13 protein-coding genes are annotated in these 17,839 nt (G+C 44.7%); 6 read left to right on the top strand and 7 right to left on the bottom strand.

From position 1 onward, the window contains the following. Positions 1–45 precede the first annotated feature (45 nt). The 5 genes from ACWPOD_RS09245 to ACWPOD_RS09225 all read left to right on the top strand — a co-directional run bounded on the left by ACWPOD_RS09245 (position 46) and on the right by ACWPOD_RS09225 (position 6,649). Entirely contained in the window at positions 46–264 is a 219-nt protein-coding gene (locus ACWPOD_RS09245; RefSeq protein ID WP_005377723.1) for a hypothetical protein, read from the top strand. Between the two features lie 325 nt (positions 265–589). Then, entirely contained in the window at positions 590–1,354 is a 765-nt protein-coding gene (locus ACWPOD_RS09240) for an ABC transporter ATP-binding protein (protein WP_167426614.1), read from the top strand. A 10-nt stretch (positions 1,355–1,364) separates the two neighbouring features. Beyond that, the gene (locus tag ACWPOD_RS09235) at positions 1,365–2,249 is read left to right on the top strand and encodes an ABC transporter substrate-binding protein (protein ID WP_167426613.1); all 885 of its coding nucleotides are present in this window, start codon (positions 1,365–1,367) and stop codon (positions 2,247–2,249) included. Next, the gene (gene fhuB / locus ACWPOD_RS09230; protein WP_456231810.1) at positions 2,246–4,222 is read left to right on the top strand and encodes a Fe(3+)-hydroxamate ABC transporter permease FhuB; all 1,977 of its coding nucleotides are present in this window, start codon (positions 2,246–2,248) and stop codon (positions 4,220–4,222) included. The genes ACWPOD_RS09235 and fhuB overlap by 4 nt, the downstream gene beginning before the upstream one ends. Positions 4,223–4,426: 204 nt before the next feature. Beyond that, positions 4,427–6,649 carry a TonB-dependent siderophore receptor gene (locus tag ACWPOD_RS09225; protein ID WP_456231809.1) on the top strand — a complete coding sequence of 741 codons (2,223 nt, stop codon included), beginning with the start codon at positions 4,427–4,429 and terminating at the stop codon, positions 6,647–6,649. Between the two features lie 41 nt (positions 6,650–6,690). Here ACWPOD_RS09225 and ACWPOD_RS09220 read toward each other — a convergent pair whose 3' ends face one another. The 6 genes from ACWPOD_RS09220 to ACWPOD_RS09195 all read right to left on the bottom strand — a co-directional run bounded on the left by ACWPOD_RS09220 (position 6,691) and on the right by ACWPOD_RS09195 (position 14,595). Further along, the gene (locus ACWPOD_RS09220; RefSeq protein ID WP_012841863.1) at positions 6,691–7,239 is read right to left on the bottom strand and encodes an MSHA operon transcriptional regulator; all 549 of its coding nucleotides are present in this window, start codon (positions 7,237–7,239) and stop codon (positions 6,691–6,693) included. A 252-nt stretch (positions 7,240–7,491) separates the two neighbouring features. Then, positions 7,492–9,267, bottom strand: a complete 1,776-nt coding sequence (locus tag ACWPOD_RS09215) for an ABC transporter transmembrane domain-containing protein (protein WP_167426610.1) — start codon at positions 9,265–9,267, stop codon at positions 7,492–7,494. A 3-nt stretch (positions 9,268–9,270) separates the two neighbouring features. Further along, positions 9,271–11,010, bottom strand: coding sequence for an ABC transporter transmembrane domain-containing protein (locus tag ACWPOD_RS09210; protein ID WP_301656743.1), 1,740 nt, complete (start codon positions 11,008–11,010; stop codon positions 9,271–9,273). A gap of 273 nt (positions 11,011–11,283) precedes the next feature. Then, a complete protein-coding gene (locus tag ACWPOD_RS09205; RefSeq protein ID WP_456231808.1) occupies positions 11,284–11,796 on the bottom strand; it encodes a type II secretion system protein in 513 nt (170 codons plus the stop codon). Between the two features lie 193 nt (positions 11,797–11,989). Beyond that, positions 11,990–13,333 (bottom strand): sodium/glutamate symporter, encoded by a 1,344-nt coding sequence (locus tag ACWPOD_RS09200; RefSeq protein WP_041852964.1) that lies wholly within the window; start codon positions 13,331–13,333, stop codon positions 11,990–11,992. A gap of 575 nt (positions 13,334–13,908) precedes the next feature. Then, on the bottom strand, positions 13,909–14,595 hold the full coding sequence (locus tag ACWPOD_RS09195; RefSeq protein ID WP_065646753.1) for a DNA-3-methyladenine glycosylase I: 687 nt from the start codon (positions 14,593–14,595) through the stop codon (positions 13,909–13,911). Positions 14,596–14,681: 86 nt separating this feature from the next. Between ACWPOD_RS09195 and ACWPOD_RS09190 the strand changes: the two genes are divergently transcribed. Beyond that, the gene (locus ACWPOD_RS09190; protein ID WP_005394200.1) at positions 14,682–14,876 is read left to right on the top strand and encodes a hypothetical protein; all 195 of its coding nucleotides are present in this window, start codon (positions 14,682–14,684) and stop codon (positions 14,874–14,876) included. Positions 14,877–14,974: 98 nt separating this feature from the next. Here the strand turns inward: ACWPOD_RS09190 and ACWPOD_RS09185 are convergent, their stop codons facing one another. Next, positions 14,975–17,785 carry an Hsp70 family protein gene (locus ACWPOD_RS09185; protein ID WP_167426609.1) on the bottom strand — a complete coding sequence of 937 codons (2,811 nt, stop codon included), beginning with the start codon at positions 17,783–17,785 and terminating at the stop codon, positions 14,975–14,977. Between the last annotated feature and the right edge of the window lie 54 nt (positions 17,786–17,839).

The following is a 17,839-nucleotide window of genomic DNA, read 5'->3' as shown; positions in this document are numbered from 1 at the left end:
AAACAATACTGTTTTTATATACAGTAGTAAGTTTGGAGGTGAAGTATGTTGTGGGAAACCCTTGAAAGAGTAAACCGCTTACGCCAACAAGCACTTGCAAATCCTGAGTTTGTTGAGTCAGCAAAAGAGCACGAACAAGCACTTCAGGAGCAAGAATACCATTATCAAACGAAGAAAAAGCGTTCAGCCAAAGACAAACAAGGTAAAAAGTCGCTGGCCGATATCTATAAAGAAGTAGAGTTTGGCGCTGACGCTCGTCATTAATTTATTCACTGCGGCATTTCTCATTTCTTCATGCGCCGCAGTATTCATTCAAATTTATGCGAGGGCAGTGGTAGACCGCTGCTCTCGTTGACCTGCCGACAATCCACTAATGAAGTCATCCGCAACGAATAATCATTAACGCTTAGTAATTCTCTCAATGATCTTGTTGATGTAATGATAATGACAACGGTTTGCATTTGTATCTTTGTTGTTATATAAAACCTCCCTTATTAATCGTTCTGTTGAATAAGAACGGCAAACGTGATGAACGAATGAAAGCGGTTGATTAGCTTTCATTTGTGAATGGCTATTAGGTGAAGTAGGGATGTTGGAAGCTAAAGCACTCCAGTTTGAGATTGAAGGCAAGTCATTGCTAAAAGCGTTTGATGTGACATTTGAACCCGGAAAAACATACGCTCTTGTTGGGCACAATGGTTCAGGAAAATCTACATTGTTAAAGTTGCTGGCACAGCAACAGCCATACACCGCTGGTGACGTGGTTCTACATGGAACGAGCATTAACGATCTCTCAGCGAAAAAATTCGCCCAACACATTGCCTACTTGCCTCAGCATCTTCCGGTGACCGACAGTATTTTAGGTCGCGATTTAGTCGGATTTGGTCGTTACCCATGGCATGGTTTACTTGGTCGTTTGAGCAAGAAAGATCATGACATTATTGAAGAATCAATGGCGATGACAGGAACACTAAAATACGCAGATCGCTTAGTTGATACGCTATCTGGAGGGGAGCGCCAACGAGTGTGGCTAGCCATGCTATTAGCGCAAAAAACCGAGTATTTGCTTCTTGATGAGCCTTTGTCTGCGTTAGATATTAGCCATCAAGTCGATATGTTGAAGCTCATCTCTAAACTCAGTAAAGAGTTGGGTTTGGGCGTTATTATCGTATTGCACGACATCAACTTAGCGGCGCGCTTTTGCGATCATATCGTTGCATTACATCAAGGTGATTTGATTGCACAAGGCAATGTTGAACAGGTGTTTACTGAACCTAAGCTGAGGGACATATACGGGATAGAGATGAAGATCTCTGACCACCCTGCGGGTTATCCGGTGGCGATGCCAAGCTAGAGGTTGAATAATGAGCAGTACAAACACTCGACTTAAGCATTTCTCTTTCGCTCTCTCACTTAGTGCGCTTTTGGTCAGTTCCTTTCAAGCAGTAGCTGAGGCGTCACCTCGGGTGATGTCGGTTGATTGGACACAAACTGAAACGATGTTGGCGTTAGGGGTCGTGCCCGTAGGTGTCGCTCAAGGGCAAGATTACGATGCTTGGGTAAAATCGCCACCGTTACCACCTCAAACTAAGGATGTAGGGTTAAGAACTCAACCCAATATAGAGCGTATTTACGAGCTCAGACCTGACCGTATTTTTATTGCCCCGTACTTCTCCTCAATGAAGCATCGCTTAGTCGATATCGCCCCCGTTACCACGATTGACTTATATGAAAGCGGGATTACAGATTGGTCGGTACTTACTCGTTTCACTCGGAGGTTTGGTGAAGAGCTAGGAAGAGAAGCGGAGGCTGAGGCACTTATCCAACAATATGAAGAACGTTTCTCTTTACTAAAACAGCGCATAAACAAAGACCAGCCGCCGCTTTTAATGATTCAGTTTATGGATACGAAGCACGTTCGTGTTTTTGGTCAGAATAGTCTTTACTCTCAGGCTATCGAAAAGATTGGGCTGAGTAATGCGTGGAACGAAGAGACAAATAGCTGGGGCTTCAGCTTACTCGGCATCGATAAGTTAGCAGGTATAAGAGCCCAAATTGTTATCGTTGAGCCATTGCCTCACGGTGGCGAAAAGCAGCTCTCTCAAGATCCGTTTTGGCAATACGTTGTTCAACAGTCTGGTGAGAAGGTCATGCAAGTCGCGCCTGTTTGGAGTTTTGGTTCTATGCCTTCAGCGCTTCGGTTCGCGGAGTTAGTTACGGCGAGTAAGGTCGAGGAGTTAGAACAATGAAAGCCATGCCTTTAAGCCTTGTGGTGTTACTTTCGGCATTTACCTTTTCTATTGGTGCTTTCCAATTGTATCAAGCAAGTTCATTCTCACTGGCTCTTAGCAGTTTATGGAAACCTAACTTTCAATCTATCGATTCCGTCTTACTTCACTTTAGCTGGTGGCCTCGAGTCTTCACCACGATTATTTCTGGCGCCGGATTAGCGGTTGCTGGGGTATTAATGCAGCAAGTTCTGCGCAATCCTCTTGCTTCACCCACGACACTTGGTGTGGCGAGCGGTTCAAGTTTTGCTTTGATGTTAGCTACGCTATTTGCCCCTTGGATGTTGGATATAGCACCTAATTTGGTTGCTCTCATCGGCGGTGTGACATCGATGGGGTTGGTGATGCTGTTGTCATGGCGACGAGCGTTATCTCCAACGGTCGTCGTCGTTTCTGGGTTAGTGATAAACCTGTACTTTGCATCATTAAGTACGGTTATTCTGATGATGAATACCGAAAAGCTGAATGGATTAATGATATGGGGAGCGGGCTCGCTTGTTCAGAGCGGATGGGGTGATTTCTCGTATCTTGCACCTCGAATCGCACTTGCTACGGTTATCGCATTTGTGTTTGCAAAGCCGTTAAGTCTGTTAGAACTCTCCGAGCAAGGTGCCAAGAGTTTAGGTGTCTCGCTAGCCAAACTGCGCTTTGTCTGTCTTGGGCTTGCGGTACTAATCACTTCTTGGGTCGTTTCTGCAGTAGGAATCATCGGTTTCATTGGGTTAGCAGCGCCAGCGATTACTCGATTGATAGGTATCAATAAAATCCAGCATAAGCTTTGGGTATCAATGCTGATTGGTGCCATGTTATTGACTTTAACCGATTTGGTTATTCAGCAACTGCCAGGGCTAATGGCGAGTTTTATACCAACGGGAGCAGCAACCGCTGCACTGGGCGCTCCGCTACTGTTATGGCTGCTACCTCGCTTATCACAAAAGACGCAGGGTCATACTCAAACGGTGTTAACTCGACATCGTCAACATGTTTACAAGCTAAACCCTAAAGCGATCTCATTGGCGTTGATCGGCACATTAATTTCCGTTGTTCTTTTTGCCACGGTTGCTGTGCAAAATGAAGGGTGGACAAACTTGTTTGCTAGCCAAAATTGGATTTTTTTGGAATGGCGCGCACCTAGATTATTTGCAGCAGCAATTGCGGGGGCAATGTTAGCGATTGCTGGCACCATGATTCAACGCCTAAGTGGAAACCCAATGGCCAGTCCAGAAGTGATCGGCATCAGTTCAGGGACAGCGATGGGATTGATCATCGCGATGTTTACTGGGTTAGGTTCGTCACTTTTCACTCTTTCTCTAGGCGGGCTCGTAGGCGCATTAGCGACGGTATTGGTCATTGTGCTGCTAAACCGTAAATCAGGTTTTCAGCCGGAGCGCATTTTGTTGACTGGTATTGCTATTACCGCACTGATGAATGCAATACAGAGCTTTATTCTAGCCACTGGTGACCCAAGAAGTTATCAAGCATTGGCTTGGTTGTCTGGGTCTACCTACTATGTTTCGGTTGAAACGTTACTCCCATTGTCTTTATCTGCGCTTGTCTTTATAGGGTTGAGTTTTCTCTGCGTAAGATGGCTAGATATTCTTCCTGTTGGCGCCGCTTCCTCTAAAGCACTTGGGATTCGCGTTGATCGTTCGCGCGCGATACTGCTGCTTTTAGTTGCTTGTCTCACGGTCAGTGCGACATTGGTTGTTGGTCCTATTAGCTTTGTTGGGTTACTGGCTCCGCATTTAGCTCGCTTATTTGGCTTTAACAAAGCGTCACAACACATGTTATGCGCCGCGATATTGGGTTCCGGCGTGATGTTGTTGGCCGACTGGTTGGGACGACAAGTTCTTTACCCACAAGAAATACCAACAGGGCTGATGGCGTCTCTCATTGGCGGTTTGTATCTGATGTGGGGATTACGCCGTTTATAGATACGAGCTAAGCCTCAACCAAGAAAGTACTTATACAACAAACAAGCACTCGCATTGGCATTCGCAACCTATGCGAGTGCTTTATGCAAAACCTCTGGTTTGTCTTTTATGGAAACAACTGGCGATGCCGTAACTCGCTTTTCTTTCAGCGATCGCTGAAGTCATGAAGGGTTGGTTTGGCTGCCGACAAAAAAGGAGAATAATATGACTCGGCAGTTTATGCTGACACCAACGTCAATGGCGGTTGTATTAGCGTTATCAACGCCAAATGTCTTGGCTCAGGAAGATGAAAATATAGTTGTGATTGGACAGCAGCAAGACAGTGCAGTTGGTCCTGATTTTAGTTATCTTGGAGCGAAGAGTCGGGCAGCGACGAAAACTGATATTGCCATCAATGAAACCCCAAGAGCGGTGTCTGTTGTTACGCGAGAACAAATGGATGATCGGGCCTCTATTAGCATTTCTGACGCACTACAATACACACCAAGTATTCAAACTAATTATTTCGGCGAAGATAACAAGCAAGATTGGTTTATTATTCGTGGTTTTAAACAGGCGAACAGCGGGCTGTATCAAGATGGTACCCGTTTATATTCTTCTGGTTTTTATAGTTGGCAAATAGATCCGTTTGCTTTGGAAAGGGTTGAAGTTTTACGTGGTGCAGCGTCTGTTCTTTATGGGCAAAACCCTCCTGGTGGGGTCATCAATGTCGTCAGTAAGCGACCTCAATTTGATGGGGGATCAGGGCTTGTATCTTTGGAGTACGGTTCTGAAGACCGTAAACAACTTTCTCTTGACGTAAACTCTGAGGTGAGTGAGCAGTTAGCTTTCCGCTTTCAGGGGTTAGCGAGAAAAAATGGGACGAGAATTAGTGGGGTAGAAGCAGAGCGCATTCTTCTCTCTCCATCAATGACGTACAAATTTAATGAGACGTCTGAAATTACCTTTCTAACGAGCTATCAAAAAGACGACTCAGATCCTTATCTGCAATTTTTGCCAGTTGAAGGAACGTTAACGCCAAACAAAAATGGAAAGATCAGTGATAGTTTAGCGATAGGCAATCCTAACTGGGAGACCTTTGAGCGTGAGCAGGTGTCTTTAGGCTATGAGTTTTCTCATGCGTTTAATGATACCACTTCGTTTGTTCAAGCTGCTCGTTACAGTGAAATGGATGTTAAGTTGAGACAAATGTATTCGTACGTTTACTCGGCTGATGTACCTGGGTTGGGGCCGATTTTAGATCCATCAAATGAACGCAAGACCATACTTCGGGGCGCTTCAGCAGAAGATGGATCATCCGATGCTTTTAATATTGATAATCGTTTGATGCACCAAGTAAATTGGGGAAGCGTTGAGCATAACTTGATGTTGGGTTTAGATTTTCAAATGATCAGTATCGATGGTAAGGACTTTGCGAATGATCCTATCGTTGCTGATGGTAATGCGCTCTTAAACACACCAATGGGAGCTTTGCCTGACCCTAGGTTTAATGTATTTAATCCCACTTATTCGGATAATATAACGTTACTCGATCCGAATACGCTACAGCCATTGAGCGAAACCGATAAGCAAAGAACGAAAGTTGAGAACCGACAGCTCGGTGTCTATTTTCAAGATCATATGCTGATTAACGATAAATGGGCAATGTTATTGGGTGCGCGTTACGACGATACAAGTAATGAAGTACATAATGTTACCACGGGTGCTCGCACGAAAGTCGATAATGGAGAGTGGACGTTTAGCGTGGGAACGGCTTATATTTCTGATTCTGGCTTCACACCATACTTTAGTTACTCTCAGTACTTTGATCCAATAATTCAAAAAGATAGCAATGGTAAGCCAGCGAAACCGGAAAGCGGTGATCAAATTGAAATCGGTGTAAAATACCAACCGGATTCATTCGATGGCTATTTCAATATCGCAACGTATCGGGCAACAAAAGAAAACTTGGCTCGTATCTACTTGAGTGAATTGACGCAAATAGGAAAAATAGAAAATAACGGCGTTGAGTTTGAAGCTGTAGCCAATGTGGCACCTTCTTTAACATTAATCGGAAACATAGCCTATGTTGATGCAGAGATAAAAGAAGACGTCAATAAGACATGGGTTGGCAAAACACCTTCTCAAGTCGCGAATACCGTATCATCAGCTTGGGCACATTATCGTTTCTTTGATGGACCTCTTGATGGCTTTGCTGTTGGCTTAGGTGCGCGCTATACAGGTGAGTCATACGGAGATAATGAAGAGAGACTAAAAGTACCAAGTTACTTTTTAATGGATGCGACGGTCAGCTATCGCATTGGAGATTACAAGCTACAAGTCGCAGCCAAAAATATCACTGATAAAGAGTACATAGCGACATGTGATGGTTTTTGTTGGTATGGCGATCGACAAAATATTATTGCCAGTTTAACTTACGATTGGTGATTTAACGGATAAATAAACACCCCTAGTGTAGGGGTGTTTATTTAGAAATCGGCTTTGCGGACAAAGTGTGGGTTTTTGTACTTTTTCTGCGGACCAAACGATGATACGACGAGCTTGTTCCATAACGTTTTGTCAAACTCACCCTTTGGAATCGAAGGGTAGAGGGTTTCCTCTTCTTCTCTTGCAAAGTTCATGTACTGTTTCTTCTTAATTTGATTGTACTTTTTGGCGATCTGGTTATGTTTCCTTACCCACTCCAGTTTGTAATTGTGGAGCACTTTTTCACCTTCTTCCGCACTCATTCGAGATAGGAATAATCGCTTGTACGAGACCTTTCTGTCCAACATTGTGCGCATGACGGTTTGGATATATTTACCGTGGTGCGTGACAGTAATATCTTTTTCGTCAATAGGAGTGACGCACCAGCCTTTAGGTAAAAAGTCTGGCTTCTTAAACTGCTTATTACGCTCCATTAGCGCCTGATGTAAAATCAAATCAGAGGTACCGCGGAACGTTTTTTGCCATTTACCGATACGAATTTGAATCGAACCAGGCAAGCGATAGATGTTAGTAAACTTATCTTTGTCCATGGACTTGTGTCATGAGATTAATATGCATTATTAGAAAGTGAAAAACAGTCTAGTGCAAAGGGCACCAGACTGAAGTACCGTACGATTTTACAACGACCTTGCGTGATATAGCGAGGGGTTATGTCAATAATAGGTAAGAAATAGAAAATTAGTTCACATTATGAAGAAATTGGAAGCTAATCAGGCTAACTTTTGAAGTTGGGCCGATTATGCCCATGCCTACCAAATAAAAAGAAGGCATGGGTATAAAAATCACACCGCTTCTTCGAGTTGCTTGGTTTCTTCTTCAATCTGCTGTAAATGTCGGTTTGCTTGCTGTAACTGATACATTTGGGCATAACGACCATTTTGTTTCAACAGTGCTTTGTGTGTGCCTTTCTCTACTAACTCCCCATGATGAAGAACAATTATTTGGTCCGCATCCAAAATAGTTGAAAGTCGATGAGCGATAACGACTAGTGTCATGTCTTGTCTGAGTACTGCCAAGCTCTTTTGTATTAAAGCTTCTGTTCCTGAGTCAATATTGGCCGTTGCTTCATCTAATATCAATATTTTAGGTTTTACCACAAGCACACGTGCTAACGCTAAGAGCTGTTTTTGTCCAGCAGATAGATTGGTTTCACCTTGACCTAACTGCGTGTCTAGCCCATTAGGATAACGGTGAATTTGCTCTGCCAAACCTACCTTGTCTAACGCATCCCATATTTGAGTATCGTCAACCGCTCGACTAAGAGAGATGTTTTCTCTGACTGAAGCAGGGAGAATGTGCGGATCTTGCTGAACCATTGCCACATCTTTACGAAGGACGTCTTTCCCTAGTGTTTTAAGTGGACGACTATCGATGAGCAGTTCACCATATTGCGTTGGATAAAAGCCCATTAACAGTGACGCTAATGTGCTTTTACCGCTTCCTGTATGCCCGACAAGCGCGATAAAGTCTTGGTGGTTGGCCCTCAACGAAATGTCTTTTAGGACGTCCTGTTTACCATCGTAGCTAAATGTGAGGTCTTTAAGTTCGATAGCACCTGACCTTAATGGTTGATGATCGTTCCCGTAAGTTTGTTTTTTCGCATCAATCAATTCAAAAACACGTTCGCTTGATACTAACGCTTGCTGAAGTAGAGCAAGTTGCTGAGTCATCTCAATTAGTGGTTCAGTAACTCGCGCAAGATAACTGATAAATGCATACAGTACCCCCACACCAATCAACTCAATACCATTAAAACCAAAGATCGCAACCAAGCAAAGCAACGCAAGACCTGCGAGCAAATCCATTAATGGTCTTAGCAGATAGCCGTTTAGCCGAATCACTCGTTTAGATGCCACCAAGTGCTCTGCGGTTAGCTCGTTGAACTGTTTATTAAAACGCTCTTCTTGTTGCATTAATTGAATGACACTCATCCCTTGAATGGATTCACTCAGATTCGCATTTATATCAGTCAATAGGTCACGCATCTTTCGGTAGCTTTCTGTACTTAGCTGCTTAAACAAGTACATAAAGCCGATGACGATCGGTAGCAATACAAGCACAACAAGTGTGAGTTTCCAGCTCATGAAAAACATAACGCCAAGCATCACCACAATCATGACCACGTTTTTCACCACGGTCGCGATCAAGAGCTCATAAAATTGCTGTAGAGATTCCGTATCGTTGGTGATTCGCGATACCAATTTCCCCGCAGGAGTGTAATCAAACGCAGATAACGGCTGCTTAATCACGCCAGAAAATACTTGCTTACGAATCGTTTTGATAGTGTTAGCCGCGACAATGCTAAATTGCAATGACTGAAAATACTGGAATGTTGCCGATACAATCTGAAGAGCGATATAACCTACTGCTAGCGAAATCAGAACATTCTGTGAATAGTCACCTTTAGCGATGTGCTCATCAATGAAATATTGAATCAACCAAGGGCCGCCAGCGCTGGCTAACGCTGCGATAAACAGCAAAGCAAGTCCTTTAATCATTGGCTTTGGTTGAGATAATGGGTAAGACATCAACCGTTTAAACGTACTGGTCTGGTTCATTCATTATTCCTCCATCGCCTGTTCTAGTTTTTGGTACTCGAACATTTCGGCGTACCATCCTTTATGCGCTAATAAAGCGCTATGTTGCCCACGTTCAGTAATGTGTCCGTGATTCAATACAATGATCTCGTCTGCTGCTTCCAATGCGGTGAGGCGGTGCGCAATAACGATTAGGGCTTGATCACGGTAGTGCGTTTCCAAATTCTTAAGGATTTGATGTTCGGTCCGTCCATCAACAGCGGAAAGTGCATCGTCCAAAACCAACACTTGGGCATTCAACAGCATAGCGCGTGCTATCGCAATTCGTTGTTTTTGTCCTCCAGAGAGAGTAATGCCTTTCTCGCCAACTTCAGTTTGATAGCCTTCAGGAAACTTCTCTATATCATCATGAATACAGGCTAACTTTGCTGCTCTGTAGACTTCTTCCTTTCCCGCGTTAGGGTTTCCTAAGGCAATATTGTCAAAGATAGATTTGGAGAATAGAAACGGGCTTTGATTAACCACGGCAAAGCGGTTGCGCCACTGAGGAAGTAGGGCATCTTTAATCTCAACATCCCCGAATGTAATTGAACCGTTTGTTAGGTCGTGCTGACGCAAAAGCAGCGTTAGCAGGGTTGATTTTCCGCTTCCGACAGGGCCAGCTACTCCCAACATTTTACCGGGTTCAAGTTCGATTTTTATTTCGGCTAAAGCTGGTGGTAAATCACTGGACCAGTGGAAAGCATCGATATCAATTTTTAATGGCAGTGGTTTATCTTCTAATGGTTTATTTCCACTGACAATCTCTGGTGTTTCATCAAAGATCTCTTGTAGGCGATTCCATGCTGCGGAGCCTCGCTCTAAAATATTAAATAAGAAAGCGAAGGCCAGCATAGGCCATATCATTAACCCTAAATACATCGTAAAGGCTGTTAGATCACCAAGCGTGATCTCTCCCTTATCGACAAGGTAAGCACCAGCAGCGACACTGAGAAGGAAAGAGAGGCCGATGGTGAGTTGGATAGCTGGATCAAATCTCGCGTCGACTCTAGCGACGGCGATATTTTTCTGACCGGTATCATCGACTACATCGTCAAAGCGCTGTTGTTCTTGATTCTCTAACCCAAAAGCTCGCAACATTCGCACGCCGTTAAGTGACTCTTGCGTCATGTCTGACATGGTAGAAAAGGCTTCCTGAGCAATGCGGAAACGTTGATGCAGTATACGGACGATAAAAAAGATGATGATTGCAAGAAACGGCATTGGAAGAAGTGCCATAACGGTGAGCTTCCAGCTAACTTGCGTTACCATGATGATTAAAACTGCAATACCCGTGATCAAGGAATCGGCTGCCGTTAAAACCCCTTCGCCGGCTGTCATTACGATGTTACGTACATCATTAGTACCACGCGCCATCAGATCACCGGTCTTATAACGTTCGAAAAATCGGGGTGGTTGTGTCGATAAGTGCCTATAGAGACGATTACGTAGAATGGTTCCGAGTTCCCAGCTTGCGCCGAAAAGCCAAATTCGCCATAAGATACGGCATCCATAAATGGCAAAGATCAGTGCAGTGAGTCCCAAGAGCCACAGAATCAGCGTATTTGTATCTAACGTGTTATCTACGACCCCATCAACGATGATACCGACCGCTTTAGGAGGAACAAGTTGTAGAGTTGATATCACAGCGAAAAGCAAAATCGATCCGACATAATGCTTCCACTTTTGTTGGAAATACCAACGTAACTGCCAGAATATTCTCATCATGCCTCCCGCTTTAAATTATTGAATTTGTTATAGAACTATTATTGAGCGAAATGATGAGTTTACAAGCACAAATTATTGGCGGTCGGAAAAACGATAGATTGTTTCGATTACGGGCGCGTGCGGTCGCGAATTACTTGTTTTCTCGCTGCAAGCTAACTATGAAACAACATTATGTGAAATAGTTGTTAATAATGGATTTTGGGGCCAGTGTTCTGCTAAAAGCGATGAAAGCACCAAAAGTGCAACTGTCACTTTCACTCACTAGGGGAACTAGCAGTCGTCAGTTTGTATTTTGTAGCTGACTTGGCCACCTGGAGTTTCTGGGTAGTAAACTTCGACATAACACATATGGTCTGGACCAACAGGTTTGTTTGCAAAGCCGATAAGGAAATAGGGTTCGTCCGGGCTGTCTACCCCGTACCAAGTATTGATAGTGAGTTGAGGGTCGAAACCTGCCAGCTCTTTTGCGGGAATGACATTCTTAATAAATCCAAAGTAACCAATTAGGTCGTTATTGCCGTCATTATCTAGATCAATGTTATGTTGTTCGCCGCCATCTACCGTCTCTTGAGATTGAATAACGGCTTTGGTGTACACAAAGTTGTTTGCAGTCATGAGCGCTTCCCTCGCGCCATATAGAACCGCCACTCGGGCATCTTTTTGCAGACCAAGAAATTTAGGAAAGGCAATAACACTAACGACACCAAGGATAATGATGCACACAATGAGTTCAATGAGGGTAAATCCTTGAGAGCGATGCACTGCCTTTTCTCCATGAGTCATGAATAGTTTGGCGGCTATTTTGATATAAAAATGCGTAGGTCAAGTATTAAAAAAGGATGGGAAGGGGTGACCAAGCTTGCAGATCTTAAATATAAAACAAGTTGCTTATCTGTTGCATGCTGGTGGGAGGCGGCTATCGAATAAGGGGAGAGAGTTAAATTCGGGAGGATAAAATACCTCCCGAAATGAGCAATTAAGACTCGTTTGCGACGGCTTGACCGCTGCGCTTAAACACAAATCGCCAAATAAATAAGACAACGGCAATATAGGTTAGACCAACACCTAAAGCTTGCCAGTGCATGCCGTTATACATTGCGATTGGCATAAGCGAGATGATGAAAATGTCCGTAATTGAGCCTGGAACATAAGCGATAGCATAGTCGTCTAACACTTTACTGCGCATTTTGGGGTCGACAATGCGTAATAACGCGATACCCATAGCGACTGTACCTGTTAACCATCCCCAAGAGAAAATGCCTTTCTCAAACCAGTCATCTCCCATGATGCGAGGTGCAACCCAAAAGATAAGCCATAGCGTGAACGCGATACCACCAATTGCGAGCACTACCATTGGCATTAAATACTGCGCTAGAACCGTGATCTTAATCGCTGAGATACCAAAGATGATCAGGTAATCCGTACTAATACCCGCTGCGTGTTTGAATGCGCCGTCACATAGGTAATGAGATGCCTTGGTTTGCTTAGCGATAATTCGAACTAACATACCGCCCAGAAAGCCAGTAACGAAAGTCGGAATTTGTACCTTATCGTGGAAAGAAGATAAGTAGTTGGCTGCTACATAAGAGAAAGCGGTTACCACTACAACCAGCGCCGCGTGAATCGCGAAAGAATCGACTGACAATGATGACATCGTATCTTTCATCACAGGTTCTTGATCGTCAGGTTTCACTAAGCCTTTGCGCTCGTGTTCGTCCATGCTGTCGAATGTCGTAAAGCTACGAATCCAGCCCATTTTCAACGCAAACTGAAGCATTAACATGCCCACCGAGATTGAAATAAAGATCCCAACCGTGGCGAACGTTAAACCAAGTGTAAAACCATCTTCCCAGCCAAGGCCTGTGAAGATTTCACCGACTACAGATGCTGAACCATGTCCGCCCATGAATCCAGCGGACATGGTCACGCCAAATCCAGGATTAATGTCAGGCCAAAAGAAGGTGGTAAGTACTAAACCAAACATTGCTGCAAACAGCCATTGCGACACGGATGCAATTTGGTTAAACGCCCACAATGAGCCTGCTCGTTGAGCAACCACTTTTGGTGACGGGACATCTGTTGCTAAACCCAACGCAGAAAAAAGTGCAGCAGTTAAGAGGCTTGCGTTTGCGGTAAAGGTATCTGTCCAAGGTAATACGTTAAGCAGAGCTGGGCCAAAAATAAGACCAAATAACCCAGCCAATACAGCAGATGGAATGTACATGCGTTGTAGTAAAGGCATATGTACACGAATTACTTTTGCTGCAATTAATAGTAAGCCAGCGATGGCTAAGTCAGTCAGCATTAGACCTTTTGGCATTTCTTGTCCTCCAGTAAATGCGTTCAAGGGGCTCATCCTTTTAACCAGCCTTGATGTAATAAATAACTTCCAGCACAAAACCACGAAAATAGTCACTCATGTGACATCGCGTCATGGTTGTTCTAGTCAGCACTCTATTGCGCTGTCGAATTTGTATTAACGGATCTGTTGATCCTTAAATCTATAAAGTGAGTGCAATTGTTGTGAGTGCTCACGAAGTGTTGAGAAATTTGAATAAATTCCTCGATCAAGTTTCTGATAGTTCACTCAGGAAGGGCGTGTATCCTAGTCAGTTTGTCAGCGCAATGCAATTGAGCGTCATCAATATTTAGTGCCTAAAAACTGTGCACTTGTAATTAAATGTTTGATAAATAAAAATATTGAACAAGAAAAATAATTTGTCGATATGATAACTTTTTGTGATTTGAAGGGGGATTTTGCCACTTTAAGGAGGTTTTTTGTGGAGGAATCGAGAAAGTAGTAATATCAGTAAGAGCTAAAGTAGAGTGATTCGCGCAAATATCATGCGTTATAGGGGGGCCGGAATTTCGCCCCCAGAACTACAAAGTGCTTGTTTAAATTCGGTTGTCACCAGTACTAAACGCGATAATTTGACTGATTTCGGTCAAGCTTCTTCCACTTTCTTGCTGCCACTGAATAAAGGCTTTATTAGCAGAGTCCAAGGACTTTTTCGTGTCTTTGCCGCCTTCAATGATCTTGCAGTTGCGTAAATAAGCTTCGACATCGTTAGACAGAATAAAAGTGTCCACGCCCATTTGGCGTAAAGTGTAAGGGCCTGTATTTCCACCCAAACGACTACCATGCTTCTTCAAGTAGCCCCATAGTTCCGTGATCTTTTCCCGAGGCCATTCAGCAATCATGTTACTGAACGAGCCATATTCGATTCTTGCTTCATGGATCATGCGAGCGTTGGCCGGAATCGACATGACTTTAGTGAGGTGGCGAATGATGCGTTTGTCGGTCGCTTTGGTTTCCCATTGCTCGTCTGACAGCATCAACAACGGCTCAATCTTAAATCCGAAGAACACTTCTTCGAAGTTCGGCCACTTGTTGCGAACCACGCTCCACGAAATCCCACTTTGGAACACCTTCATCGAAAAAGCGGCGAGCCAACGGTCATCGGGAATCGCTGCTAATTCCTCTTTACTTAATGGGTGAGACAATAGCGCTTCAAGCTGATCTTTTCCGCCTTTTCGCTTAGCAGCACGTTGATAAATCGCGTCAAATTTTTCGATACTCATAAAAGAAGTTAGTCCTAGTTTATGTCGATATTTGCGAAACATACTACGCTTAAGTGGCTGAATCGTAAATTGATGGAGTGTCACAAATGAAGAAGGTCACATTAACGTTTGTCGGGGAAGGTTCGGAGCGTATCGCGGATAAATTTTATACTTGGCTGGCTGATGGCGGATTAGAAGACAGCTTAATTGAAACTCTATCGGACAGAGAAGTGTCGGTGGTCGGTATTAGCGATATGGATAACGAAACGCGCGATGTAGTGATTACGACAGAAATGAATTAGCGCGTTGTACACGATAAAAACCAAAAGAATGCGATACAACAAAGCCCTTCGTCGGAAGGGCTTTGTACGTCTAACTCGTCTTCTTGTGTAGAGTGGATTTAATGATGAACCAGCGTTAAACCGCTTGGTAAAGCATCACCGAAGACGCGTTTTGATTCGCTTTCTGAAAGCTCTTTCACTTCTTTAACTAGTGATACCCAAGATTCGGGCACTTTACTTTGTTTCAGCTTCGTTAGAACTTGCTCTCGGTAATCGTCAGAAATATCAAACAGGCGGTCCCCCGTCTTACGACAAATCATTACGGCTGCGAAAGCGATCATTGGCTCTTTCTGCCAGTTCTGCTCTAACAACTTAGGCAACCACTGTTCTGCTTGTTCACGAGGAATGACGTTGTGCTGGCTGCCATAAAGTGGTGTGCGAGAAGCCAAACGTCCCATCGCCCACCAGTGCGCTTGTTCAAACTGGTTTTTGTTGATCGCTTTACTCAAGAACCACGTTGCCAAAAGAACTTTATCTTCCACTTCTAGATGCTCTAGAGAGGCTGAAAGACGCACCATGGATTCGTAACCCATGTCTTGTGCCGCTTTGGCGGATTGTGGGTTTTTCATCGCCCCGGGATGCAGATATTTTGCGATGTCTGCCAAAATGGTTTCTTGTTGTTCTTGGCTTAGACCGCCCGCGATACGTCGCCAGAATACCCACCAGTCTGTCCAGCCTTGATGGTTTTTGAACTGAATATTTTGTTGATACAGTCCCCAAACTTGCTCAATACGCCAAGAGTCTGTTGGATCGCCAAAGCCCGGACGCAGTGCAAAGCCAGCCAAACGAAGCCAGTTTTTCTCATGTTGTTCAGAGCGACGACGACGCTTACGACCTTGTGCAAAAGTATCGAAAAGTTGACGGAGTGTGGTGAAGTCCCATTCGTCACGTTTGCCGAGCTTCTTCTCAAGATCTTTGGCTAAGGTTTTGATCTCTTTGCCTTCTGCGCTTTTCTTATTACCGCTGTAAAGGCGAGCGATCAGCTCCTTACATTCGTTCAGTTTAGGGTGAAGCTTAACTTGTTCACTGTCGTCGGTTTGCTTGTTACGGACTTCGAATTCCAGCTCCCAACGTTTGTTGTCGTCTTCTGCGCTGACACATTCCATCTTAAGTGTGCCGACTTCAGTCAACTGACACGCCAGTTGTACTTCTACGCGCTCTTTCTGGTTGGCTTGCAGTTCGGCACCTTCACCTTCAAGGGTGGTGATGTAAGGCGGTAGCGGAGCAAACAAGTCTGGGTCAACATCAACCATCACGCCATTTTGAATGGCGGTGTTATTGGTTAAGGTATCGTGGGTAGAAGTCAGCAGGTTAAAGCGGACTGGCTCTCCAAGAGTGAGCGAGAAACGACGACCGCTTAAACGGATCTCATGGCCTTCTTCTGTTCCTTTTGCAAGTAAACAGAGGGCTTTACCCATTTTGTTTTTTTCTTGAAGATGCAAGAAGTAAGAACGCGCTGCACCACCACCAATTTTAAGCTGCGCACCACGACGTGCTTTACCAAACGCAACAGCACCCAGTGCAACAGACCAATCTGGATGTGGGTTATCTAATACCGTAACTGGTGCACCGCGCCAGTCAGAAAGTAGGGCGGTGACACGTTCAGTCACCAGATCACTGTTAAACACGCCTCCGTTCAACAACACGCCAACTGGAATCGCGTTTTGTTTATCGTCTTCAATGCCAAGAGCGGCACGAGCGACTTGCTGGTGCTGAGTTAAGAACTCGGCAACGTGCTTGCTCACCGCTGGGTCAGCAACGTATGGAAGGCCAAACTCGACAACCGCGCTACGACGTTTGTCTGGTACGTCACTGAAATCAGAAAGCGGGAAGAAGCCATCTAATGCGATTTGGTGCACTTCTTGTTTGCTTAGAGCAATACTCTTTGTGCCCCCAAGTAGCTTAGAGCCGCTACCTAACATGGTGATCTTCACTTCGTCAGGTGCGCTCGCTGAGAGCAGGTTCTCTTTCGCTTTACGTGTTTGCTGAATTAGCTTTGTTAGGCTTGCTGCAGTGAGCTTCTTACTTTGATTGAAGCGGCTTTCTGCAAGGTGTGCTAATGCTAAGTCGAGGTTATCACCACCCAGCATCAAGTGTTCGCCAACGCCAATACGATCAAGGGCTAGCTCATCTTGAGAAGAGAAACTTGCTTCAATCAAACTTAAGTCGGTGGTACCACCGCCCACATCGCACACCAGAATCAGCGGTAACTCTTTGAGCTCATCAGCTGCGGTTTTCTGATGGCGTGCGTACCAGTCGTAACATACGGCTTGTGGCTCTTCGAGCAGGACGATTTTCTTTAAACCTGCCAACTCTGCGGCTTCAAGCGTGAGCTTACGAGCGGTTTCATCGAACGATGCTGGAACGGTCACAACCACATCTTGGTCTTCTAGCTTGTTACTAGGATGACGGTAGTTCCATGCTTGACGAATGTGGTTAAGGTAGCTTGCGCTGGCAATGACGGGCGAGACTTTATCTACGCCTTGCGCGCCAGCCCAAGGGAGAATGTCTGAGCTACGATCTACCGCTTGGTGCGATAGCCAGCTTTTTGCACTGGATACCTGACGTCCTTCCACCTTCGCGCCTAATTCACGAGCCCATTCACCAACGATGACATTGTTAATGTCGCCAGCAACAGGTTCGTTGTCCCAAGGAAGAGTGAGGTCAGAAGGGGAGATTTGACCTACAGCTGGATGATAGCGGAAAGAGGGCAGAAGTGGTTTACGAACGACTTCGCCCGGACCAATCAGTTGGTCGATGTCAAATAGGGATACTTCGGATTGTTCAAGGTTGTCGGTGATTTCACAGTAGGCCACCACAGTGTTTGTGGTGCCGAGGTCAATACCAACAAGGAAACGAGGAGATGCCATACAAAACCAAACCTTCGTGTATTTAAAAACGGCACCCGATTGGATGCCGTTTGA

It is taken from the genome of Vibrio sp. JZG120, assembly GCF_053890955.1.
Note: the sequence above shows the minus strand (reverse complement) of the source record. Positions and strands in the feature narration are given on the sequence as shown.